At 57.2% G+C, this 24,434-nt stretch carries 16 protein-coding genes and 2 tRNA genes; 3 read left to right on the forward strand and 15 right to left on the reverse strand.

Annotated features, from left to right (window positions below):
- Nucleotides 1–14: 14 nt before the first annotated feature.
- Together oadA and QC823_RS09290 are read right to left on the reverse strand one after the other, a co-directional pair.
- Complete coding sequence (gene oadA, locus QC823_RS09285; RefSeq protein WP_309656067.1) at nt 15–1,823, reverse strand: sodium-extruding oxaloacetate decarboxylase subunit alpha; 1,809 nt, start codon at nt 1,821–1,823, stop codon at nt 15–17.
- Nucleotides 1,824–1,923: 100 nt separating this feature from the next.
- Nucleotides 1,924–2,181 (reverse strand): OadG family protein, encoded by a 258-nt coding sequence (locus tag QC823_RS09290; protein WP_309656068.1) that lies wholly within the window; start codon nt 2,179–2,181, stop codon nt 1,924–1,926.
- Nucleotides 2,182–2,364: 183 nt separating this feature from the next.
- Between QC823_RS09290 and QC823_RS09295 the strand changes: the two genes are divergently transcribed.
- Nucleotides 2,365–3,333: a tRNA dihydrouridine synthase gene (locus QC823_RS09295; protein WP_309656108.1), complete on the forward strand. Its 969-nt coding sequence runs from the start codon at nt 2,365–2,367 to the stop codon at nt 3,331–3,333.
- A gap of 191 nt (nt 3,334–3,524) precedes the next feature.
- On the opposite strand, the gene QC823_RS09300 is transcribed toward QC823_RS09295, so the two are convergent.
- The 8 genes from QC823_RS09300 to QC823_RS09335 form a co-directional block, all read right to left on the reverse strand.
- Nucleotides 3,525–3,601 (reverse strand) — tRNA-Arg (locus QC823_RS09300).
- A 53-nt stretch (nt 3,602–3,654) separates the two neighbouring features.
- Nucleotides 3,655–3,747 (reverse strand) — tRNA-Ser (locus tag QC823_RS09305).
- Nucleotides 3,748–3,890: 143 nt separating this feature from the next.
- Nucleotides 3,891–4,085: a carbon storage regulator CsrA gene (gene csrA, locus QC823_RS09310; protein ID WP_309656069.1), complete on the reverse strand. Its 195-nt coding sequence runs from the start codon at nt 4,083–4,085 to the stop codon at nt 3,891–3,893.
- Between the two features lie 218 nt (nt 4,086–4,303).
- Nucleotides 4,304–5,554: an aspartate kinase gene (locus tag QC823_RS09315; RefSeq protein ID WP_309656070.1), complete on the reverse strand. Its 1,251-nt coding sequence runs from the start codon at nt 5,552–5,554 to the stop codon at nt 4,304–4,306.
- Nucleotides 5,555–5,652: 98 nt separating this feature from the next.
- Entirely contained in the window at nt 5,653–8,265 is a 2,613-nt protein-coding gene (alaS, locus tag QC823_RS09320; RefSeq protein WP_309656071.1) for an alanine--tRNA ligase, read from the reverse strand.
- A 147-nt stretch (nt 8,266–8,412) separates the two neighbouring features.
- A complete protein-coding gene (locus QC823_RS09325; protein WP_309656109.1) occupies nt 8,413–8,907 on the reverse strand; it encodes a regulatory protein RecX in 495 nt (164 codons plus the stop codon).
- A gap of 6 nt (nt 8,908–8,913) precedes the next feature.
- Nucleotides 8,914–10,038 (reverse strand): recombinase RecA, encoded by a 1,125-nt coding sequence (recA, locus tag QC823_RS09330; protein ID WP_309656072.1) that lies wholly within the window; start codon nt 10,036–10,038, stop codon nt 8,914–8,916.
- Between the two features lie 122 nt (nt 10,039–10,160).
- On the reverse strand, nt 10,161–10,673 hold the full coding sequence (locus tag QC823_RS09335; RefSeq protein ID WP_309656073.1) for a CinA family protein: 513 nt from the start codon (nt 10,671–10,673) through the stop codon (nt 10,161–10,163).
- Between the two features lie 97 nt (nt 10,674–10,770).
- On the opposite strand from QC823_RS09335, the gene mutS reads away from it, so the two are divergent.
- Both mutS and fdxA read left to right on the forward strand, forming a co-directional pair.
- Complete coding sequence (gene mutS, locus QC823_RS09340; RefSeq protein WP_309656074.1) at nt 10,771–13,335, forward strand: DNA mismatch repair protein MutS; 2,565 nt, start codon at nt 10,771–10,773, stop codon at nt 13,333–13,335.
- 219 nt (nt 13,336–13,554) lie between these two features.
- A complete protein-coding gene (fdxA, locus tag QC823_RS09345; RefSeq protein WP_139525136.1) occupies nt 13,555–13,878 on the forward strand; it encodes a ferredoxin FdxA in 324 nt (107 codons plus the stop codon).
- A gap of 467 nt (nt 13,879–14,345) precedes the next feature.
- Here the strand turns inward: fdxA and eno are convergent, their stop codons facing one another.
- From eno to gltB, 5 genes are all read right to left on the reverse strand, one after another.
- Entirely contained in the window at nt 14,346–15,635 is a 1,290-nt protein-coding gene (gene eno / locus QC823_RS09350; protein ID WP_309656075.1) for a phosphopyruvate hydratase, read from the reverse strand.
- Nucleotides 15,636–15,686: 51 nt separating this feature from the next.
- Nucleotides 15,687–16,553 (reverse strand): 3-deoxy-8-phosphooctulonate synthase, encoded by an 867-nt coding sequence (gene kdsA / locus QC823_RS09355; protein WP_309656076.1) that lies wholly within the window; start codon nt 16,551–16,553, stop codon nt 15,687–15,689.
- Between the two features lie 6 nt (nt 16,554–16,559).
- The gene (locus tag QC823_RS09360) at nt 16,560–18,215 is read right to left on the reverse strand and encodes a CTP synthase (protein ID WP_309656077.1); all 1,656 of its coding nucleotides are present in this window, start codon (nt 18,213–18,215) and stop codon (nt 16,560–16,562) included.
- 280 nt (nt 18,216–18,495) lie between these two features.
- Entirely contained in the window at nt 18,496–19,914 is a 1,419-nt protein-coding gene (locus QC823_RS09365) for an FAD-dependent oxidoreductase (RefSeq protein WP_309656078.1), read from the reverse strand.
- A 48-nt stretch (nt 19,915–19,962) separates the two neighbouring features.
- Nucleotides 19,963–24,405, reverse strand: coding sequence for a glutamate synthase large subunit (gene gltB, locus QC823_RS09370; protein WP_309656079.1), 4,443 nt, complete (start codon nt 24,403–24,405; stop codon nt 19,963–19,965).
- Nucleotides 24,406–24,434: the final 29 nt, after the last annotated feature.

A 24,434-nucleotide genomic window follows, 5' to 3' on the forward strand; every position in this document is an offset into this window, starting at 1 on the left:
AGTGCGAAAGCCCCTTAAAGTTCGATCAACGTGTCGCCAACGACGACGCTGTCGCCTTCATTGACCTTCACCGCGGAGACCGTACCGCTGCTTGAGGCGCGCACTTCGGTTTCCATCTTCATCGCTTCAAGGATAATCACCACGTCGCCTTCGGCAACCGAGTCGCCGGGCTTGACGTTCACCTTAAAAATATTACCCGCCAGCGGAGCGCTGATCGCTTCTCCGCTGGGCGCTGGAGCAGCGTCTTGTTTTTCGGTCGACACGGATTGCTCTTGTACCTCGCCAATGTCGCCACCTTCAGACACCTCCACCACAAACGCCTTGCCGTTGAGTTTGACGGTGTAGGTTTCTGGGTCGCTACTCACCACCGGGGCTTTTGTCGGCTCTGCGTTGGCGGGCGCCTTAGCGGTGGTATCCAGCGCCTGCGGTACCGGCTCGAACGCATCTGGGTTGTCGCGGTTTTTGAGGAACTTCAGGCCAATCTGCGGGAACAGTGCATAAGTCAGCACATCGTCAATTTCGCGCTCGCCTTCGGCTAAGCGGATATTGTCTGCCTTGGCTTTCTCTTTTAGCTCGGTGGCAAGCTTATCCATTTCGGGGCTTAGGTTATCCGCCGGGCGGCAGGTGATCGGCTCACCGCCATCCAGCACGCGTTTTTGTAGCTCGGCATTGAACGGGGCAGGCGCGGCGCCATATTCGCCTTTTAAAAGCGCTTGCACCTCTTTCGAGATCGACTTGTAGCGCTCGCCCATCATCACGTTCATCACCGCTTGCGTGCCGACAATCTGCGAGGTCGGCGTAACTAGCGGGATAAAGCCCAGATCTTCTCGCACGCGAGGAATTTCGTTTAACACATCGTCAAGCTTGTCACCGGCGCCCTGCTCTTTGAGCTGGCCTTCCATGTTGGTGAGCATGCCGCCCGGCACTTGCGCGATCAGAATGCGTGAATCAATGCCTTTGAGCGAGCCTTCAAACGCCGCGTACTTCTTACGCACTTCGCGGAAATAAGCGGCAATATCTTCCAGCAGCTCCAGATCCAAGCCAGTGTCGCGATCGGTGTCTTTGAGCATTGCCACAACGGATTCGGTCGGGCTGTGGCCGTACGTCATCGACATCGACGAAATCGCCGTATCGACGTTATCGATGCCCGCTTCGACGGCTTTCAGAATGGTCGACGTCGACAAGCCCGTGGTCGCGTGGCACTGCATGTGAATCGGGATCGACAGTTCCTGCTTTAAGCGAGTGACCAGATCATATGCGGTATACGGCGTGAGGAGCCCCGCCATATCCTTGATAGCTAACGAGTCGGCGCCCATGTAAGCAATGGTTTTGGCCAGATCAATCCAGCTATCCAGGGTATGGACCGGGCTTACGGTGTAGGAAATCGTGCCTTGCGCGTGGCCTTCGACATCCCGCACAGCCTTAATCGCGCGCTCTAAGTTGCGCGGGTCGTTCATGGCATCAAACACACGAAACACGTCAACACCGTTGGTTTTGGCGCGTTCGACGAATTTATCCACCACATCATCGGCATAATGGCGATAGCCCAACAGGTTTTGGCCACGCAACAGCATCTGCTGTGGGGTATTGGGCATCGCCGCTTTAAGCGCGCGAATGCGCTCCCACGGGTCTTCGCCCAAGTAGCGAATACACGCATCAAAGGTCGCGCCGCCCCACGATTCCAACGACCAAAAGCCGACTTGATCCAGCTTTTCGGCAATGGGCAGCATGTCATCAAGACGCATGCGAGTCGCGAATAACGATTGATGGGCGTCACGTAGCACAACGTCAGTAATGCCCAAAGGGCGCTTCGTCTCATTCATGGCGTTAACTCGTATTGATAAGCAAGAAGGTGTAAAGAGGCACTAAGCAAAAATTTGTCGTTAGTTTACGAACAAAATTCTTTTATTTCATTCAAGCCGGCTACGATTCTCGCCCTTTTTGGCGACGGTAGCGGTGAACGGCCGCGCTAATGACTGCCTGCACTTCATCATTTTGTGCCGAGGAGGCAGGTGGAGCGCGCCGTGCAGGCGCTGATGGAGCAGGGGCGGGCTGAAAGCGACGCACAATGCTCGACATCAGCGTGACGCTAATAACCAGCACGGTAAGAAAAATAAAAACGAACCCCATACCCAGCGCCATCAAGGCAAGCCCTTCGTTTAATAGCTCTGCATTTTGCATTCGGTATTCTCCTGAATTCACGCTGGTGACAGCGTTTCTTATAGCAAACCCAGCGGCATCATCACGGTTGGCGCAGTAAGGGTGGTACAATAAACTGCCACACTCAGAAAAGATTGCAATGGCGCCATAGTGGAAGTCAAAGTTGTTAATTTACTACAAAAGGGCAAAATCGGTCTTGCGCCGATGGAAGGCGTTATCGATGCGCTTACCCGTAACTTATTGACACGCCAAAAAGGTTTTGACTGGACAGTGACCGAATTTGTCCGTGTAGTCGATGCCCGTTTACCGCCGCGTGTGTTTTATAAACACTGCCCTGAACTGCAGATATCACCTGTCGCTACGCCCAGCGGGGTACCTGTCCACCTACAGCTACTCGGCTCAGACCCCCGAGCACTTGCCGCCAACGCCTACCAGGCCCTCTCGCTAGGCGCGTTAAGCATCGATTTAAATTTCGGCTGCCCAGCCAAGCTTGTCAATCGCCATGATGGCGGCGCCTCGCTTTTGCGTCGACCAGAGCGAGTTTATGCCGCCGTCAAAGCCGTCTTTGACGCCGTTGGCGGACAAATTCCCGTCACAGCAAAGATTCGCCTAGGTTTCTCTGATCGTCGCCTCGCGATTGTATGCGCTCAAGCGGCAGAAGCCGGTGGCGCCTGCCAGCTTGTGGTTCATGGGCGCACACGCGACGAGGGCTATCGACCACCGGCGCACTGGGAATGGATTGGCAAAATTCGCCATCGGGCGAAAATTCCCGTGGTAGCGAACGGCGATATCTGGACACTCGAAGATTACTGGAAAGCGCGCACGTTGTCAGGTTGTGACGATGTCATGCTCGGCAGAAGCGCCCTCGCCGACCCCTGGCTTGCACCGCGTATTCGCCACTGGCAGCTAACAGGCGAGCGCTTACCTGATACCACCTGGCCTATGCGCGCCCGTATGCTCAAAGAGTACGCCCATTTGCAGCGACAACACCTACCCGAGCGCATTGTGGTCTCACTCGTCAAGCAGTGGCTCGCGCAGATGCGCCAGGGCAACGCCGAAGCCGATCGCCACTTTCAGCGGGTCAAACGCATTACCAACCTTACCGACCTACTTGATGCCCTGGTGATCAATGCCACGACACAACCCCTATCTGCGCTTACGCTAGAGGTGTAACCCTACCGCAGGTCTACCATTCTTGACCAAAAAAAAGCGCCCTACCGCAATGCACGGGGGCGCAGTACACGATCGCAAGATCGGCGGCGCGAGCCACTGCCGATCTAGTCAAGAAAAAGAAACCGATAAAAAATTGCGACAAGCACATATCAAACAGAAAACCCGCTCTCTTTGAGAGCGGGTTTATGATCTGGCGCGCCCGGGAGGATTCGAACCTCCGACCACCTGATTCGTAGTCAGGTACTCTATCCAGCTGAGCTACGGGCGCTTACCTTTTACTATCTTATAAAAGAACTTACATTTATAAGACAGCGTGCCAATTGGCGGAGAGAGAGGGATTCGAACCCTCGATAGGGCTATAAACCCTATACTCCCTTAGCAGGGGAGCGCCTTCAGCCACTCGGCCACCTCTCCTTAACGGCACGGCGCGAATATTACCGATTTGGTGCCAGCCTGTCCAGCCTTGTGCCAATTTTTTTCGCGCTGAGGCAAAAAGCGAGCAATACCTTACGGCACGTAAACCCATGTGCCATCAGTAAAGAGCCCGCTCTCCGGGGTTATGACTCTTCGCCACTTTCTTCAGCGCTGCGTTCACGCTGAATGCGCTGATAGATCTCTTCACGGTGAACGGCAACATCTTTCGGCGCATTAACGCCGATACGAACCTGATTGCCTTTTACTCCCAGCACAGTGACAGTAATTTCATCGCCTATCATCAGGGTTTCACCAACGCGGCGGGTTAAGATGAGCATGGCTGATCTCCTTCTCAGACGTTTTTGTTGCAACGGGATGTGGCCGCCAAAGCGACGCCTCACCATTATGCGCCATGACGCTGCTGTCACCAATGACACACGGCCATCACACCTTAACTCCCCGTTGAAAGAAAGCCCACTGCCACATGGCAGCGGGCTTATACAGGTACCGCAGTAAGCGTAAAAGGTTTCACCCCGCTTACTTTATAAATGCGGCTTTACTCGGACTCGATATCCGATTTATCCAAGCCAAACGCCTTGTGCAACGCTTGAACTGCCAACTCCATGTGCTTTTCATCGATCACAACAGAGATTTTGATTTCTGAGGTCGAGACCATACGGATATTGACGTTTTCATCGGCTAGAACGCGGAACATCTTAGACGCCACGCCTGCATGCGAGCGCATACCAACACCGACGAGCGATACCTTAGCGATATTATCGTCACCGCGCAGATCACCGCCACCGAGATCAGGAATCACTTGCTCTTCCAAAATCTTCTTGGTCGCTTTGTAATCGCCTTTAGCCACGGTAAAGGTAAAGTCAGTGTAGTCACCCGCTGGCGCTACGTTCTGCACAATCATATCGACTTCGATATTAGCGTCGGCAATTGGCCCTAGAATACGTGAGGCCACGCCCGGCACGTCAGGGGTGTTCAACAGGGTCAGTTTGGCTTCGCTTTTGGTAAAGGCAATACCGGAAATCAGCGGTTCTTCCATGGAGTCCTCGTCTTCGTCTGAGTCTGCAACAATAAGAGTACCGGGGCCGTCTTCAAAGCTTGAGAGCACCCGTAGCGGAACGTTGTACTTACCGGCGAATTCCACCGCACGAATCTGCAATATCTTAGAGCCTAAACTCGCCAGTTCTAGCATCTCTTCGACGGTGATCGTTTCCAGGCGCTGCGCTTTAGAGCAAACGCGCGGGTCGGTGGTATAAACACCGTCAACGTCAGTGTAAATCTGGCACTCATCCGCCTTCAGCGCAGCCGCGAGCGCAACACCGGTGGTATCAGAGCCGCCGCGACCCAAGGTGGTGATATTGCCTTCATCATCCACCCCTTGAAAGCCGGCGACTACCACGACCTTGCCCGCATCAAGATCCTCTCTCAGCTCATCGGTATCGATACGCTGGATGCGCGCTTTGGTGTAAGCGCTATCGGTGTGGATGCCGACCTGGGCCCCCGTGTGCGATGTCGCGGGCACGTCGAGTTGCTGAAGCGCCATTGCCAAGAGTGAGATCGTGACCTGCTCGCCGGTGGAGAGGAGCATATCCATCTCACGGGGGTTAGGATCACTGTTGAGTGCCGTGGCCATATCGGTCAAGCGGTTGGTCTCGCCGCTCATCGCGGAGACAACGACGACCACCTGATGCCCTTGGTCGCGAAAACCTTTGACCTTTTGCGCCACGGCCTTGATGCGCTCGACAGAGCCCACCGAGGTGCCGCCGAACTTCTGTACGTATAGTGCCATATGCCGTTTTCCTATTACGTTCGGGAATGAAGGGTGAAATGTAAAAACGTGTTATCAAACAGGAAGGCCGGTGACTATCATGCCACCGGCCTTCTCGATTAGTTAAGCACGCGTTCCAACCAAGCAGGAACGCTATCCAGGGCGCCGGGCAAGGCCTCCGGCTGACTGCCGCCCGCCTGGGCCATATCGGCGCGGCCACCGCCTTTACCGCCGACTTGCGATGCCACATGGTTGACCAACTCGCCCGCTTTTACGCGCTCGGTAAGATCTTGCGTCACCCCGGCGATCAAACTGACTTTACCGGCGTCTTTATCGGCCACGCCAAGCACAATAACCCCAGAGCCCATTTTATTTTTTAACTGATCCAACACACCGCGCATTTCTTTACCGGAGACGCCTTCAAGCTGCGTGGCCAGTAGCTTCACACCAGCCACCTCTTGCGCTTGGCTAAGCATATCGCTGCCTGCGGCACTGGCCAGTTTAGCTTTGACCTGCTCAAGCTCTTTTTCCAAGCTGCGATTGCGCTCGACCAAGGATTCAACGCGAGACTCGGCCTGCTCGGGCTTAGCCTTAACACGCTCGGCGATACGCTGCACACGCGCTTCTTGCTCACGGAAATAAGCCAGTGCGTTTTTGCCGGTAATCGCCTCAATGCGGCGCACGCCAGAAGCTATGCCGACCTCGCTGACAATATGGCAGCAGCCGATATCGCCGCTACGCGCGACGTGGGTTCCCCCACACAGTTCGATAGAGAAATCATCACGGCCAATCGTCAGCACGCGGACACTGTCAGCGTACTTCGCCTCGAACAGTGCCGCGGCGCCTTTTGCCTTGGCTTCATCGAGGGTCATCTGTTCGGTCTTGGTCGGCGCGTTAGCCAGAATCTGCTCGTTCACAAGGCGCTCAACTTCATCAAGCTGCTCGGCGGTCATGGGCTCAAAGTGACTAAAGTCAAAGCGCAACCTCTCAGCCGTTACCAGCGAGCCTTTCTGCTGCACGTGATCACCCAGCACCATCCGCAGTGCCTTATGCAGCAAATGCGTTGCTGAGTGATTACGCACCGTCGCACCGCGAAGCGTCGCATCGACCTGGGGCTGCACGCGCCCCCCGACATTGAGCACTCCTTCGACCATCACCCCTTGGTGCAGATGGTGGCCGCTGTGCTTCTGGGTATCGGTGACCTGAAAGCGGGCCCCGTCATCCAAATGCAAATAGCCGGTATCGCCGACCTGACCACCGGACTCGCCATAAAACGGCGTGCGATCGAGAACGACAATGCCTTTTTGCCCGGCTTCTAACGCGGCAAGCTCATTGCCTTCATTATCGACGATTGCGGTGACTTTTGCCTCGTCTTCCAGGCTGTCATAGCCGGTGAATAGCGTTTCGCCGTCAAGCTCAATTTTTACGCTGTAGTCAGCGCCGAACTGACTGGCCGCGCGGGCGCGCTCGCGCTGTGCTTCCAATTCAAGCTGAAAACCTTCTTCGTCGAGCGTCACATCGCGCTCGCGGCACACATCCGCCGTGAGGTCATAAGGAAAGCCAAACGTGTCGTACAGTTTAAAAACGGTCTCACCCGGCAACACCTTGCCTTCCAGTTCGTCAAGCGCAGCGCTCAAAAGGCCCATGCCATGATCAAGCGTACGGGCAAACTGCTCTTCCTCTTTCAGCAGCACGCGAGCAATCTGATCCCGCGCGTCGCGTAGCTCCGGGTAGGCCTCGCCCATTTCCGCATCGAGCGCGCCCACCAGCGTATGAAAAAATGGCTCAGAAGCGCCTAGCTTGTGGCCATGGCGGATCGCGCGACGAATAATGCGCCGTAGCACATAGCCGCGCCCTTCATTTGAGGGCAACACGCCATCGGCAATCAAAAACGCACACGAGCGGATGTGATCGGCAATCACCCGCAGCGACGGCGTATTGGTATCAGCGTGGCCGGTCGCTTGAGCCGCCGCCTGGAGCAAATTCTGAAACAGGTCGATTTCATAGTTGGAGTGCACGCCCTGCATCACGGCGGCAACACGTTCCAACCCTAGACCGGTATCGATCGACGGCTTGGGCAGCGGATTAAGCGTACCCTCAGCGTCGCGGTCGAACTGCATAAAGACCAGGTTCCAGATTTCGATGTATCGGTCACCGTCTTCTTCCGGGCTTCCGGGCGGGCCGCCCCACACCTCGGGGCCGTGGTCAAAAAAGATTTCGGAGCTCGGGCCGCAAGGTCCAGTGTCGCCCATCTGCCAGAAGTTATCTTCGTCGAGCTTGGAGAAGCGTTCAGGGTCGACGCCAATCTCGTCTTTCCAGATCGCTTCCGCTTCGTCATCACTGATATGCACCGTTACCCAAAGTTTGTCTTTCGGCAGGCCGAGGGTTTCAGTGAGAAACGACCAGGCAAAGCGAATCGCATCACGCTTGAAGTAATCGCCGAAGCTGAAGTTGCCCAACATTTCAAAGAAGGTATGGTGGCGCGCGGTATAGCCGACGTTATCCAAATCATTATGCTTGCCACCGGCGCGCACGCAGCGCTGCGCTGAGGTGGCGCGCACGTAGGGGCGTGGGTCACGCCCAAGAAAGACATCTTTAAATGGCACCATGCCCGCGTTGGTGAACAAAAGCGTCGGGTCATTGCCCGGCACCAGCGAGCTGGTGGGCACGATGGTGTGCCCGTGCTGGGCAAAATAGTCGAGAAAGGCTGTTCTGATTTCTGCGCTTTTCATAGGGTATCCGTAACAAGAAAGCGTGATGCCCCAGGGCGCTTTAGCCGCTACTCGCCGGGGTCGCAAAAAGGCTATTATAGCGCAGTTGTCAAACGACTAAAGCCGCAGTTAGTGGGAGACACAAGAAAATCGCCACTTTGGATGGCGTTAAAGCATCGAAAGCGCGTAGCGAATCTGATCAAAATCAAAGCCGCGATTGGCCAGAAAACGCTCGCGCTTGGCGCGCTCTTTGGGGCTATCGCCGGGGGTGGAAAACCGCCGGGAAAGGGCTTCGCAGGCAAGTTCACACCAGTCCACCTCCTCTTGCGCCACCACCTCCGCTAACGCGGCCGCATACGTGGCGGAATCGACACCACGCTGTCGCAACTCGCTTTCAATGCGCCGCACGCCTTGTCCGCGAAAAATGCGTGAGCGAATAAAACTTTCGGCAAAGCGCGTATCGGACTGGAGACCTTGCTCGGCAAGTGCATTCAAGCAGGCGTCGATTTCGTCAGCCGGCACGTCTTTGCGCTCAAGGCGGGATGCCAGCTCAGCGCGGGAGTATTCACGCCGAGCCAGCAGGGTAATCGCGATCTCGCGGGGCGAGCGCTCGGGTTTACCGGATGCACTCGTGTTGGAAGTGCTGGAAGTGCCAAACGCCATCACGGCTTACAGCAACTCGTCGCTATCGGATTCAAGCGGCGCTTGGTCGGCAGAGGCTTCCGCCGTCGCTTTCTTTTTGCCATCGCTTTTGCCGCCGTCTTTGCCTCCATCTTTGCCGCTATCTTTGTTCGGGTCGGGCTGCGCGAGTAGCTGTCCACGAATTTGGCTTTCGATCTCGTCCATTGTCTCGGGGTTATCTTCGAGGTATTGCGCGGCGTTGGCTTTGCCTTGGCCAATCTTTTTGCCCTTGTAGCTGTACCAAGCGCCGGCTTTATCGACCAGGTTGCACTGTACGCCAAGATCAATCACCTCACCGGCGTGATAAATGCCTTTGCCGTAAAGAATCTGGAACTCGGCTTGCCTAAATGGCGGCGCCACCTTGTTTTTCACCACTTTCACGCGGGTTTCGTTACCGGTGACTTCGTCACCGGATTTTACCGAGCCGGTGCGACGAATATCCAAGCGCACGCTGGAGTAGAACTTCAGTGCATTACCGCCGGTGGTGGTTTCTGGGCTGCCAAACATCACCCCGATTTTCATGCGGATCTGGTTGATGAAAATCACCATGCAGTTGGCATTTTTCATGTTTCCGGTGACCTTACGCAGCGCCTGCGACATCAAACGCGCTTGAAGGCCCACGTGGGAGTCGCCCATCTCGCCTTCAATCTCAGCGCGCGGCGTAAGCGCCGCCACGGAGTCAATGACAATGACGTCAACGCCACCGGAGCGCACCAGCATGTCGGTGATTTCCAGCGCTTGCTCGCCGGTATCGGGCTGCGAGACCAAAAGATCATCCAAGTTAACCCCAAGCTTCTCGGCGTAGCTTGGGTCTAGGGCGTGCTCGGCGTCGACGAAAGCACACACCTTGCCTTGTTTTTGCGCTTCGGCAATCACCGAAAGCGTTAGCGTCGTTTTACCCGACGACTCGGGGCCGAAAATTTCCACCACGCGGCCAAACGGCAAGCCACCAATGCCCAGCGCAATATCGAGCCCGAGCGAGCCGGTGGAAACCGACGGCATCACCACCCGGGGCGTATCGCCTAGGCGCATCACGGTGCCTTTCCCAAACTGACGGTCGATCTGGCTGAGTGCGGCGTTTAGTGCCTTCGTGCGGTTTTCGTCCTGAGCCATCCGGAGAGTCCTCATAGAAGCTGTTTATAAGACAGTTTATAAAACTGTATAGTTAGCCAGCAGTATGCCAAAGATTGGTCAATAAACAAATGCCCGGCGGCATTTTCTGCGCTTTTCTTTTGCTAGCGTTTATCCAGTGCCACGATTAACCGCGCGATGCCTTGGCGCACCGCCTGTTCACGCACCGCCTGACGATCACCGGGGAAGTGCAAACACTCCGCCTGCTGTGCATTAACATTCCCCCACGCTAGCCACACGGTGCCGACCGGCTTTTCGTCACTGCCCCCGTCAGGGCCTGCCACACCACTGACCGCGACAGCCAAATCCGCCCCGCTTTCGCGGCAAGCGCCAGCCACCATTGCGTTTACCACCGCCTCGCTGACCGCGCCCTGGCTTTCGAGTGTCTCTTTGGGCACGCCCAAAAGGCGCGTTTTTGCCGCATTAGAGTAGGTGACGTAACCGGTCGAGAAATACGCTGAGCTTCCCGGCACAGCGGTAATGGCGCTGGCGATCCCACCGCCGGTACACGACTCTGCGGCACTCACTTCCACGTGATAAGTGATGCACAATTTGCCGAGCCGCTGTGCCAGCAAGGTTAAATCCAAGTTTTTTAAACTCTCAACGCTTGGTGCCATGGTCACTCCTTCATGTCGATCATCACTTCAGCGTAGAATACCGGTTTTCACACGACGATTTCACATACTCGACGAACACGCGCACTCCAGGACACTCATGGCCAGCAGCACACCGGCGCATACGCCGATGATCGCACAGTATTTAAAGATAAAGCGCGAGCACCCCGAGGTATTGCTGTTTTACCGCATGGGGGATTTTTATGAGCTATTTTTCGACGACGCCAAACGGGCCGCCGCGCTGTTAGATATCACCCTCACCCAACGCGGCCAATCCGGCGGTAAGCCCATCCCCATGGCGGGGGTGCCCTACCACAGCGCCGAAGGCTATTTAGCGCGGCTGGTCAACGCCGGTGAGTCCGTCGCCATCTGCGAGCAAATTGGCGACCCGGCCACCAGCAAAGGCCCGGTTGATCGCCAAGTGGTGCGGATCGTTACTCCCGGCACGCTGCACGATGAAGCCCTGCTCGACGCGCGCCGCGATAATGTGCTCGCGTCGATTGCCCAAGGCGGCGAGCGCTGGGGGCTTGCCTGGCTCGAACTCTCCAGCGGGCGCTTTAGCATACTGGAAGTCGAAAACGAAGAAGAAATGCTCGCCGAACTGACTCGCCTCTCCCCGGCGGAGCTGCTGGTGCCGGAGCATCTGACGCTACCCGAGTCGCTTTCCCGAGAACGTAGCCTGCGCCGTCAAGGCGAATGGCTTTATGACCTGGAGAGCGCGACACGAAGCCTGTGCGATCAATTTGAAGTGCAGGACTTGCGTGGTTTCGGCTGCGCTCATCTGAACACCGCCCTGCTGGCCGCTGGCGTATTGATTGACTATGCCCGCGATACTCAGCGCTCGCGCCTGCCGCACGTCACCGCCATTGGCGTCGAGAACCGCGACGACACGGTCGTGATTGACGCGGCCAGCCGGCGCAACTTGGAGATCGATACCAACTTAGGCGGTGGGCAAGACAATACCCTGGCCAGCGTACTGGATACTTGCACCACCGCCATGGGCTCGCGGTTATTAAAGCGCTGGCTCAACCGCCCGCTGCGCCAGCGTGATGTTGTGCAAAAGCGCCAAGCCGGGGTGGCGCTATTAACCCTCGATGCCGCTTACATGAGCCTGCGCGAGACCTTAAGCGCCGTTGGCGATGTCGAGCGTATTCTCGCCCGTGTGGCGCTTTATAGCGCCCGCCCACGGGATTTGGCGCGCCTGCGCGATGCGCTCGTCACCCTGCCCGAACTCGAACGCGCCCTGAGCGACATTGACACCGGCAGCGCGCTAGACAACTTGCGCCCGCATATTCGCCCTTACCCCGAGGTCACCGACACCTTGCAGCGGGCGCTAATGGAAAACCCGCCGGTCGTGATTCGCGACGGTGGCGTGATTGCCGACGGTTTTGACGCCGAGCTCGATGAGCAGCGCGGTATGGCCGAAAACGCCGGGGACTATCTCATTCAGCTCGAAACCCGTGAGCGCGAGCGTACCGGGCTTGCCAACTTAAAAGTCGGCTACAATCGCGTTCACGGCTACTTTATTGAGCTGCCCCGCGCTCAGGCCCAGCAGGCCCCGGTCGACTATATTCGCCGCCAGACGCTGAAAAATGCTGAGCGCTTTATCATTCCCGAGCTTAAAGAATTCGAAGATAAAGCGCTTTCGGCCAAATCTCGCGCGCTAACGCGGGAAAAATGGCTTTACGACCGCCTACTGGAAGACCTTAACACCACGCTGCATGAACTCCAGGGCACCTCCCGCGCGCTCTCCGAGCTTGACGTGCTGTGCGCCTTTGCCGAGCGCGCCGAGGCGCTTAACTGGGTGCGCCCGACGCTGACCGAAAACACCGGGTTTAAGATCGATGCAGGGCGCCACCCAGTGGTCGAGCAGGTCAGCGAGACGCCGTTTGTGCCCAACGATGTCACGCTCACCCCAGAGCAGCACATGCTGATCATTACCGGCCCCAACATGGGCGGCAAATCCACCTACATGCGCCAGACAGCCCTGATTGCGCTACTCGCCCACAGCGGTTCTTTCGTGCCTGCGGACGCCGCAGAAATCGGCCCGGTGGATCGCATTTTTACCCGCATCGGCTCTTCCGATGATCTCGCCGGTGGGCGCTCGACCTTTATGGTCGAGATGACCGAAACCGCCAACATCCTGCACAATGCCACCGAGCACAGCTTGGTGCTGATGGATGAAATCGGCCGCGGCACCAGCACCTTCGACGGCCTATCGCTTGCCTGGGCGAGCGCCGAGCATTTGGCTAACGCACGCGCGCTGACGTTATTTGCCACCCACTATTTCGAGATGACGGCCCTTCCCGAGCAGGCCGAGGGCGTGGCCAATATTCATTTAACCGCGACCGAACACGGTGAACGCATCGTCTTTATGCACCGCATCGAAGCCGGCCCGGCGAGCCAAAGCTATGGTTTACAGGTCGCCCAGCTCGCCGGCGTACCGTCACAGGTGATACAGCGCGCCCGAGAAAAGCTCGTCACCTTGGAGCAGCGCGATAGTGAAGGCCCTGGGGCGTTAAAACGCATTGATACGCCCCAGCAAAACGATTTGTTTGCCCAGGCGCCCCACCCGGTCGTGGAAGCATTGGAGACACTGAATGTCGACGAGCTTTCACCGCGGCAAGCATTGGAGCTTTTGTATCAATGGCGCGCTCACGTGTAGGGCTGACCCCGATACGTGCCTCAACAGGCGCCGTTCGCGCTGAGCTTGTCAAAGCGCGAACGGCGCTTGCCGCTAGACGGCGGCGCCTCTAGAATGTCGCACACTATTTATCTTATAAAGAAAAGATAATTTATAACTAACCGTGATTAAAACTATTTACGCTGAAACTTACGCTTAAACCACGCCGGGCCCACCCGGCGCTGCAAGAGGGATACCGAGATGACCTTTGTCGTGACCGAAAACTGCATCCAATGCAAATACACCGACTGCGTGGAAGTTTGCCCGGTCGACTGCTTCTACGAAGGCCCTAACTTCCTGGTGATCCACCCGGATGAATGCATTGATTGCGCGTTGTGCGAGCCGGAATGCCCTGCCGAGGCGATATTCTCCGAAGACGAGCTGCCCGATGGGCAAGAGCCCTTTATTGAAATCAACGCGGAACTGGCGGAAGTCTGGCCCAATATCGCTGAAAAGAAAGACCCATTACCGGATGCCGAAGAGTGGGATGGCAAAACCGGCAAACTGGAGAAACTTGAGCGTTAACGCGACCCGCCTTTCACTCTGAGCCTGATCGCTCTTCGACAGGCTCAAGATGCACATTTGTTCACGCACAAAAAAAGCGGCCCGTAGGCCGCCCGCTCCAAGCACTTCCTCTGACACTCCCTGCGTCAAATCTCCTAAGGCGCTGTCCCTGCCAGGGCCAACTTCAATGTATCGCCCGGCGCACCCAAACATCCCGTTGCATCCTGCTTGAAAGCGTCCTTGCCTCCCCTTGTCCTGCGAGCATTCTCGCAGATCTAGGTAAAGCCTCAAGGTGGTCAATAATGCCAAAAGCGACACCATCGATTCGCTTTTGGCAGGCCTCACTTATAAAAAACAGCAGGTTATGCTCAAATTTGGGCGACACGACGTCTTTTCATACACATAAAAACGTCAATGTCGTCGGCTTTTGTAAGAGATCTCTTACAAAATCTTGAGACATCTCTTACGCATCGCCTTTCAGATCGGCTTTATTGCCCCTTAATGGCCTTCAACCCGGGATAAGTCACATCACCTAGCTCCGCCTCGATCGCCAGTAGACGGTTGTATTTCGCCACGCGATCCGAGCGGCAAAGCGAGCCGGTCTTGATTTGTCCTGCACAGGTGCCCACGGCAAGATCAGCGATGGTGGTGTCTTCGGTTTCCCCGGAACGGTGCGAGATAACCGCAGTAAAGCCGGCATCCTGCGCCATCTTGATCGCGTCCAAGGTCTCGGAGAGCGAGCCAATCTGGTTAAACTTGATCAGGATCGAGTTGCCAATCTGCTCGTCGATGCCGCGCTTTAAGATTTTGGTATTAGTGACAAACAAATCGTCACCGACCAACTGCACCTTGTCGCCTAGCTTGTCGGTCAGCGCTTTCCAGCCGTCCCAATCCGACTCGTCCATCCCGTCTTCGATGGAGACAATCGGGTAGTCTGCGCACAGGTCGGCAAGGTAATTGGCAAAGCCTTCGGCGTCGTACTGCTTGCCTTCGCCCGCAAGGTCATACTGACCATTTTTATAAAACTCGGAAGACGCACAATCCAGCGCCAAGGTGACATCACCGCCCAGCGTGTAGCCGGCATCGGCAACCGCCTGTTTGATCACCGCCAGGGCATCGGCGTTGGACGCCAGATTCGGGGCGAAACCGCCTTCATCACCCACTGAGGTCGAAAGGCCTTTAGCGGCCAGCACTTTTTTCAGCGCGTGGAAAATCTCCGCCCCCATGCGCAGGCCTTCGCGGAAATTCGGCGCGCCCACCGGCTGCACCATGAACTCCTGAATATCGACGTTGTTATCGGCGTGCTCACCGCCGTTAAGGATATTCATCATGGGTACCGGCATGGTGTACGCCCCTGGCTGGCCGTAAAGCTCGGCAATATGGGCGTAAAGCGGCACGCCTTTGGCGTTAGCGGCAGCTTTGGCAGCGGCCAGCGACACCGCAAGGATCGCATTCGCGCCAAGGTTCGCTTTATTGTCGGTGCCATCGAGTTTGAGCATGGCATCATCCAGGCCGCGCTGGTCGCGCGCATCCATTCCCAAAAGGGCCTCGCGGATTTTGCCATTCACCGCGTCCACGGCTTTCTGCACGCCTTTGCCTAAATAGCGCGACTTATCCCCGTCGCGTAACTCCAACGCTTCTCTTGAGCCGGTGGAGGCACCACTGGGCGCACAAGCTTCACCGGTGGCGCCGCTTTCCAAGCGCACAGTGGCCGAAACGGTCGGGTTCCCACGGGAATCGAGTACTTCTAACGCACGAATTTCAACAATTTTCGTCATAGCTGCGTCCTTTTAAATTGGCGAAAAGGGGTCGATTAACTTGCCACTCGCTTAGCGAATGGCAAGCGGGGCAAAACCTTTAACCAGCGCGTCCAGCTGCGCTAGCTGAGTCAAAAACGGCGCCAGCTGATCAAGCGGCAACGCGCACGGGCCGTCGCACTTGGCATTATCCGGGTCCGGGTGCGCTTCTAAAAACAGCCCGGCTAGCCCCACGGCAACGCCGGCGCGGGCAAGCTCCGCTACTTGGGCGCGGCGACCATCGGCGCTATCGGCGCGCCCACCGGGGCGCTGCAGCGCATGGGTCACATCGAAAAACACCGGGAAGCCGGTCTGTTTCAAATCACCAAAGCCCAGCATATCGACAATCAGGTTATTGTAACCAAAGCTTGAGCCACGCTCGCAGAGCATCAGGCGATCGTTACCCGCTTCTTGAAACTTGGTCAGGATATGGCGCATTTCGTGGGGCGCTAAAAATTGCGGCTTTTTAATATTGATCGCCGCGCCCGTTTTGGCCATCGCCACCACCAGATCGGTTTGGCGGGCAAGAAACGCCGGTAGCTGAATAATATCCGCAACTTCCGCCGCGGCCGCTGCCTGCCATGGCTCGTGCACATCAGTGATGATCGGCACGCCAAAGCGCGATTTCACCTCGGCCAGCATCTCAAGCCCTTTTTCCAGACCAGGGCCACGAAACGAATGAATCGAGCTGCGGTTAGCTTTATCAAAACTGGCTTTGAAGACGTACGGCATCCCCAGTTTTTGCGTGACGTTAACGTATTCTTGGGCGACGTCCATGGCAAGTTCGCGGGATTCCAGCACATTTATGCCGCCAAGCAACATAAGAGGCAAAGAATTGCCGGCGGTTAGGCCGGCAAATGCGATATGACGTTCGGAGGTGGGCTCATGGGTTACCGACATCAGATCTCACTCCTGATGGGAAGACTGAGCGCGAGTACGCGCCGTTTTGTGCTCAAAAGCGGCGTTCACAAAGCCGGAGAAGAGCGGGTGGCCATCGCGCGGTGTCGACGTAAACTCGGGGTGGAACTGGCACGCCACGTACCACGGGTGATCGGAAAGCTCGACCACTTCCACCAGCGATTGATCGACGCTTTTACCCGAGATGACCAGACCGGCTTTTTCCAGGTCATCGACAAATTGGTTGTTGACCTCAAAGCGATGACGGTGACGCTCGACAATCTCATCCGCGCCGTAGGCATCATGCGCCTTGGTGCCTTCGCGCAAATGGCAAACCTGGCCGCCCAAGCGCATGGTGCCGCCCAAATCAGAGGCCGCATCGCGCAGCTCGATTTTTCCTTCAGGGTTGATCCACTCGGTGATCAAGCCCACCACCGGGTGTTGTGTGTCATGGGTGAACTCGGTGGAGTTGGCATCCGCCCAGCCGGCCACATTACGCGCGTATTCGATGACCGCCACTTGCATCCCGAGACAAATCCCCAAGTAAGGGATCTTATTTTCCCGCGCAAACTGCGCCGTCATGATTTTGCCTTCAACCCCACGCTCACCAAAACCACCCGGCACCAGAATGGCGTCTTTCCCCGCCAAGCGCTCGGCGCCGTGGTGCTCGATATCCTCGGAGTCGATATAGTCGATATTGACCTTGATACGGCCTTGAATACCAGCGTGAATCAGCGCCTCGTTGAGCGATTTATAGGCATCGAGTAGCTCCATGTACTTGCCCACCATGGCGATACTCACCGACTTGAGCGGGTTGAGCTTGGCATCGAGCACCTTCACCCACTCAGAAAGATCCGCCTCGCCGGCGTCTAGACGCAGCTTATCGCAAACAATCTCATCCAGGCCGTGCTCGTGCAGCATGAGCGGAATGCGGTAAATGGTGTCCGCGTCTTGTAGCGGCACGACCGCGCGCTCTTCCACGTTGGTGAACAAGGCGATTTTGCGCCGCTCGCTCTCTTCCAGCTCGACTTCGCTGCGGCAAATCAAAATGTCTGGCTGAATGCCGATCGAGCGCAGCTCTTTGACGCTGTGCTGGGTCGGTTTGGTCTTGGTCTCGCCCGCTGTTTTGATGTAAGGCACCAGCGTCAGGTGCATAAACAGCGCGCGGTTGGCGCCCTGTTCGCTACGAATCTGGCGGATTGACTCCAGAAACGGTAGCGATTCGATATCGCCCACCGTGCCACCGATTTCCACCAGCGCCACGTCAAAGCCTTCGCCGCCAGCGTAAACGCGCTGCTTAATTTCATCGGTAATATGCGGAATGACCTGAACGGTTCCCCCCAGGTAATCACCACGGCGCTCTTTGCGCAGTACGCTTTCGTACACGCGGCCCGTGGTGAAGTTGTTGCCCTGGGTCATTTTGGTACGAATGAAGCGTTCGTAGTGCCCCAGGTCCAGGTCGGTTTCGGCGCCATCTTCAGTGACGAATACCTCGCCGTGTTGGAAGGGACTCATGGTGCCCGGGTCGACGTTGATGTAAGGGTCGAGCTTGAGCATGGTGACCTTAAGGCCGCGCGCCTCGAGAATCGCCGCCAGCGAGGCCGACGCGATGCCCTTACCAAGGGAGGACACAACGCCGCCGGTCACGAAGATATATCGTGTCATGGAAAACCTGTCGAAACGTGATCAAAAGGCGTAACAGAAAGCCACGCCAGGATGGGAGGGCAGAATAGCAGAGTACGCCTAAAGGCTCAATTAGCGCTCAAACACACTTGGCGGCTAACCTACACAGAAACCGCTCACCTAGAGTCTTTCGAAGGGGCAGATAATTGTGCCGATAGTGGTGCCGATAGCTGGCACGCCTTTCGACAAGCTCAAGGCGACGGCAATACACCGCCGCTCACCCGGAGCCTGTCGAAGTGTCAAAAGATGATCTTATCGACGTTTACACGCCCAGGTAATCCAGAATTCCTTCGGCTGCCTGGCGGCCTTCATAGATCGCGGTGACGACCAAGTCAGAACCGCGCACCATGTCGCCACCGGCAAAGATTTTTTCGTTGCTGGTTTGGAAGGCGAGCTCGCCATGCTCAGGTGCTTTCACGCGGTCGCGCTCATCGACCTGAATATTGGCGGTTTCAAACCACGGCGCGGGGCTGGCCTGAAAACCAAAGGCCACCACGACCGCATCGGCGGGAATCACTTCCTCTGAGCCCGGCACCACTTCCGGGCGCTGGCGACCGTTCTCGTCCGGCTCGCCTAAGCGCGTGCGCACGACTTTTACGCCTTCGACTTTCTCTTCACCGACCACGGCAACCGGCTGGCGGTTAAAGAGGAAATCGACCCCCTCTTCGCGGGCGTTGGCGACTTCCTTGCGCGAGCCCGGCATGTTCCCCTCATCACGACGATAGGCGCAGGTGACGTTTGCGGCCCCCTGGCGGATCGAGGTGCGGTTACAGTCCATCGCGGTATCGCCACCGCCGAGCACCACCACACGCTTGCCTTCCATCGAGATATAGTCAGCCGGGTCTTTCTCAAAGCCGAGGCAGCGGTTGACGTTGGCGATCAGAAAATCCAACGCCTTGTACACCCCTGGCAAGTCCTCGCCGGGGAAGCCGCCTTCCATGTACTTGTAGGTGCCCATACCGAGGAACACGGCATCGTAATCCTGCAAAATGGTGTCGAATTCGATATCGGTGCCAATTTCGGTATTCAGACGGAACTCAACGCCCATCTCCTCGAATACCGCTCGGCGGCGCTCCATTACGCTTTTTTCAAGCTTGAACTCAGGGATACCAAAGGTCAAAAGCCCACCGATTTCCGGGTACTTATCAAACACCACGGGCTTGACGCCGTTGCGCGCAAGAATATCCGCACAGCCAAGCCCCGCGGGGCCCGCGCCGATAATCGCCACTTTCTTATCGGTCCACGCAACCTTCGACATGTCCGGACGCCAGCCCATGGCAAAGGCGGTATCGGTGATGTACTTCTCCACCGACCCGATGGTCACGGCGCCAAAGCCATCGTTCAGGGTGCAATCGCCTTCGCACAGGCGGTCCTGCGGGCACACGCGGCCACACACTTCCGGTAGCGAGTTAGTTTTGTGCGACAGTTCGGCGGCTTCAATGATGTTGCCTTCCACCACCAGCTGCAGCCAGTTGGGAATATAGTTGTGAACCGGGCACTTCCACTCGCAGTAGGGGTTACCGCAGTGCAGGCAGCGATGCGCCTGGCTCGCCACTTCTGTCGGCTTATATGGCTCATAGATTTCGGCGAACTCTTTCGCCCGCGAACGGGCGTCTTTCTTTTTCGGGTCTTGGCGACCCACATCAATAAACTGAAAATCGTTATTTAAACGGTTAGGCATGATCTCACTCCTCTCGGCGACAGGCATCAGCTAATAGACAGAAACGGCTTATTCCGGATGGCGCCGGGATTGATCCAGCAAGCTGCCCAGACTCGCCGCCTTTGGCTTTACTAGCCAGAAGTGACGCACGTAATCGCCAAAGTCTTCGAGCATATCAGCGCCGCGGGTTGAGCCTGTCGCGGCTACGTACTCTTCGATCACCTCACGCAGGTGGCGGCGATACGCTTCCATCGTCTCGGTGTTAATCCGATGAATCTCCACCAGCTCATGGTTGTACTTATCCACGAAGGTGCGATCTTCATCCAGCACATAAGCAAACCCGCCGGTCATGCCCGCACCGAAGTTAACGCCGGTTTCGCCCAGCACACAGACCAAGCCGCCGGTCATGTATTCGCAGCAGTGATCGCCTGCGCCTTCGATGACCGCGTGAGCACCCGAGTTGCGCACCCCGAAACGCTCGCCAGCAATACCCGCAGCAAACAGCTTGCCGCCGGTGGCGCCATACAAGCAGGTATTGCCGATAATCGCCGTTTTGTGACTTTCAAACTGACTTTCGCGCGGCGGCACGATGACAATTTTGCCGCCGTTCATGCCTTTGCCGACGTAGTCGTTGGCGTCGCCTTCCAAATACAGGTGCAAACCACGCGCGTTCCACACACCAAAGCTTTGGCCAGCTACGCCGGTAAAGCGCGCGATAATCGGCGCCTCTTCCAGCCCCGCCTCGCCGTAGCGTTTGGCAATCGCGCCGGATGTCAGTGCGCCGACGCTGCGGTCGCAGTTGGTAATATGGAACGTAAATTCGCCGCCGGATTTCGATTCAAGCGCGTCACGCACCGCTTCCAGCACTTCCTGGTTTTTAGCGCCCGGGTCGTGGGGCACGTTGCGACTCACTTGACAGAACTGCGGGGCATCGGCAGGCACGAAGTCGTTAGCCAACAACGGAGTCAAATCCAGCTTGCGCTGTGACGCCGTGTTGCCTTCGAGCACTTCTAGCAGGTCGGTGCGGCCGATGAGATCAGTCAACTGACGCACGCCCAGCATGGCCATCAGCTCGCGCACTTCTTCGGCGATGAAACGGAAGTAGTGCTTAACCATGTCCACGGTGCCGCGGAAGTGCTCGCCGCGCAGGAAGTCATCCTGGGTGGCAACACCGGTGGCGCAGTTGTTCAAATGGCAAATACGCAGGTACTTACAGCCCAGCGCCACCATCGGCGCAGTACCAAAACCAAAGCTCTCCGCCCCCAGAATCGCTGCTTTTACCACGTCCAGCCCGGTTTTCAGGCCGCCGTCGGTCTGCAGGCGAATCTTGTCGCGCAGGCCGTTGATCCGCAGCGCCTGATGCACCTCCGGCAAACCAAGCTCCCACGGGCTGCCCGCGTGCTTGATGGACGTCAGCGGGCTGGCCGCCGTGCCACCGTCGTAGCCGGATACGGTGATCAAATCGGCGTAGGCCTTGGCCACACCGGTGGCGATGGTGCCGATACCCGGCTCGGATACCAGCTTCACCGACACCTGCGCATCCGGGTTGACCTGTTTAAGGTCAAAAATCAGCTGCGCCAGGTCTTCAATCGAGTAGATATCGTGGTGCGGCGGCGGTGAAATCAGCGTCACGCCGGGCACCGAGTAGCGCAACCGTGCGATGAGCTGGTTGACCTTGCCGCCCGGCAGCTGGCCGCCCTCCCCGGGTTTAGCCCCCTGGGCAACTTTGATCTGCAACACTTCGGCATTGACCAAGTAGTGCGGCGTCACGCCAAAGCGGCCCGAGGCGATCTGCTTGATTTTGGAGCTGCGAATGGTGCCGTAACGCGCCGGGTCTTCACCGCCCTCGCCCGAGTTGGAGCGCCCACCCGCCTCGTTCATGGCTTGCGCCAGCGACTCGTGGGCTTCCGGCGATAGCGCGCCGAGCGACATACCGGCGCTGTCAAAGCGCGGAATAAGCTCGTCGACCGACTCGACTTCCTCCAGCGGCACCGGCGTTTCGGCAGGCTTAAGCGCCAAGAGATCGCGAATGGTCGCCACCGGCCGCTCGTTGACCAGCTGAGCAAACTTCTTCCACTTGGCGTAGCTGCCCTCCTGAACGGCCTGCTGCAGGGTCATCACCACATCTGGGTTGTAGGCGTGGTACTCGTGACCATGCACGTATTTGAAAATGCCACCTTGCGAGATACCTTTGCGGGCGATCCAGGCGTCACGGCCAAGCGCTTCCTGTTGCAGCTGAAGCTCGGCAAAACCAGTGCCTTGGATGCGCGAGGCCATGCCCGGAAAGCACATCTGCATGATCTCATCGTCCAGACCAACGGCTTCAAACAGCATCGAACCGCGATACGAGGCCAGCGTCGAGATGCCCATTTTGGACAAAATCTTAAACAGCCCTTTCTGCAGGCCTTTGCGATAATTCTCACGGGAATCTGCCGGATTCCCGGTTAGCTCGCCAACACGGTGCATATCGGCCATGACCTGATAGGCCAACCACGGGTAAACCGCCGTGGCGCCCACGCCAAACAACACCGCCATTTGATGAGCATCCCGCGCGTAGCCCGTTTCCACCACGATGTTGGCATTGGGGCGCAGCGCCAAATGGCCAAGGTGCGTATGCACCGCCCCAACCGCCAGCGTGGCTTGAATCGGAATTAGCCCCTTAGGCAGGTCGGCATCCGAGAGCACCAAAATCACCTTGCCCGCTCTCACCTGCTTTTCGGCCGCCTGACAGAGCGAGGTCAGCGCTTGTTTAAGCGACTGCACTTCAGGGTCATATCCGAGCGAGAACGTATGGCTAGCGAAGGCCGGGTCATCCTGACTGACCAGGGCGGTAAACTTGCGCGGCGATAGCACCGGCGTGGTTAAAATCAAGCGGTGGGCGTGTTCGGGTGTCGCTTTAAACACGTTAAGCTCAGCCCCTCCGCAGGTTTCTAGCGACATCACAATCGCTTCGCGCAGCGGGTCAATCGCCGGGTTGGTGACCTGAGCAAACTTCTGGCGGAAGTAGTCGCTCAAAAGGCGCGGGCGGCTAGAGAGCACGGCCATGGGGGTATCGTCGCCCATGGAACCGACCGCTTCTTGACCACTTTCCGACAGCGGACGCAGCACCTGGTCGCGCTCTTCAAAGCTGACCTGGAACATCTTTTGCTGCGTGTTGAGCGCGTCGGTCTCCATGGTCTGAAAACGGGCAAGCTCGGTAAGTGCCGACTCTAAATAGTTGGCCTCTTGCTTCAACCAGCGCTTATAGGGGTACGCCGACTTCAAGCGGTTATCGATTTCTTCGGTATGCAGCACTTCGCCGGTATGGGTATCGACGGCGAGCATCTGCCCCGGGCCAACACGGCCTTTCGCGACCACATCGGCAGGCTTGTAATCGTAAGTGCCGATCTCTGAGGCGAGCGTGATATAGCCGTTTTTGGTGATGACCCAGCGTGCTGGACGCAAGCCGTTACGGTCGAGCATACACACTGCTTGGCGACCGTCGGTCATGACCACGCCGGCCGGGCCGTCCCACGGCTCCATGTGCATGGAGTTGTACTCGTAGAACGCGCGCAGCTCGGCGTCCATGGTTTCGACGTTCTGCCATGCCGGCGGCACCATCATGCGCACGGCGCGGTGCAGCTCCATTCCGCCGGTCAGCAGCACTTCGAGCATGTTGTCCATGCTGGAGGAGTCCGAACCGGTGGTATTAACGATTTCATCAAGCTCGGCGATATCCGGCAGGCGCTCGTTAACGAAGTTCTGCTTACGTGAATTTGCCCAGCCACGGTTGGCTTCAATGGTGTTGATCTCGCCATTGTGGGCGAGCAGGCGAAACGGCTGCGCCAGCGGCCAGCGTGGTGCTGTGTTAGTCGAAAAGCGCTGGTGGAAAACACAAATGGCCGTTTCCAGGCGCGGGTCATTCAGGTCATGGTAAAACGCCGGCAAATCTTCCGGCATCACCAAGCCTTTATAAGAGACCACCTCGCTTGAAAGCGAGGCCACATAAAACTCTTTCTCGTCGCGCAGGATTTGTTCTGCCTTACGGCGCGCCATGAAAAGGTCGACGTCAAAGTGCTCGCCGCTACCTGGCGTAACGAACACCTGAGAAATACGCGGCAGGCAATCGAGCGCCATGGGGCCACAGACGGACGCATCCACCGGCACGTTGCGCCAGCCGGCAACGCCCAGGCCACGATTTTTCAGCTCGCCTTCCAGTACCTCGCAGGCGTGCTCTGCACGGGCATTATCGTCGGGCAAAAACACCACGCCCACGGCGAAACGTTCGCCGAGCGAAACGTCTAACGTTTCAGCGGCCACCTCGCGCATAAATTGCACAGGCATTTTCAGCAGCAGGCCGCAGCCATCGCCGGTTTTGCCATCGGCCGCGATACCGCCACGGTGGGTCATGCAGGTCAACGACTCAATGGCCGTTTTCAGCAAGTCATGGCTTGCTTGCCCTTCCATGTGGGCGATCAAACCAAAGCCGCAGTTGTCGCGAAACTCGCCGGGCTGATGAAGACCTCTGTTCATGGGCGTGCCTCTAATAAGCGTATTTTATT

The organism is Vreelandella vilamensis, from assembly GCF_031451755.1.
Taxonomy (GTDB): Bacteria; Pseudomonadota; Gammaproteobacteria; order Pseudomonadales; family Halomonadaceae; genus Vreelandella; species Vreelandella vilamensis.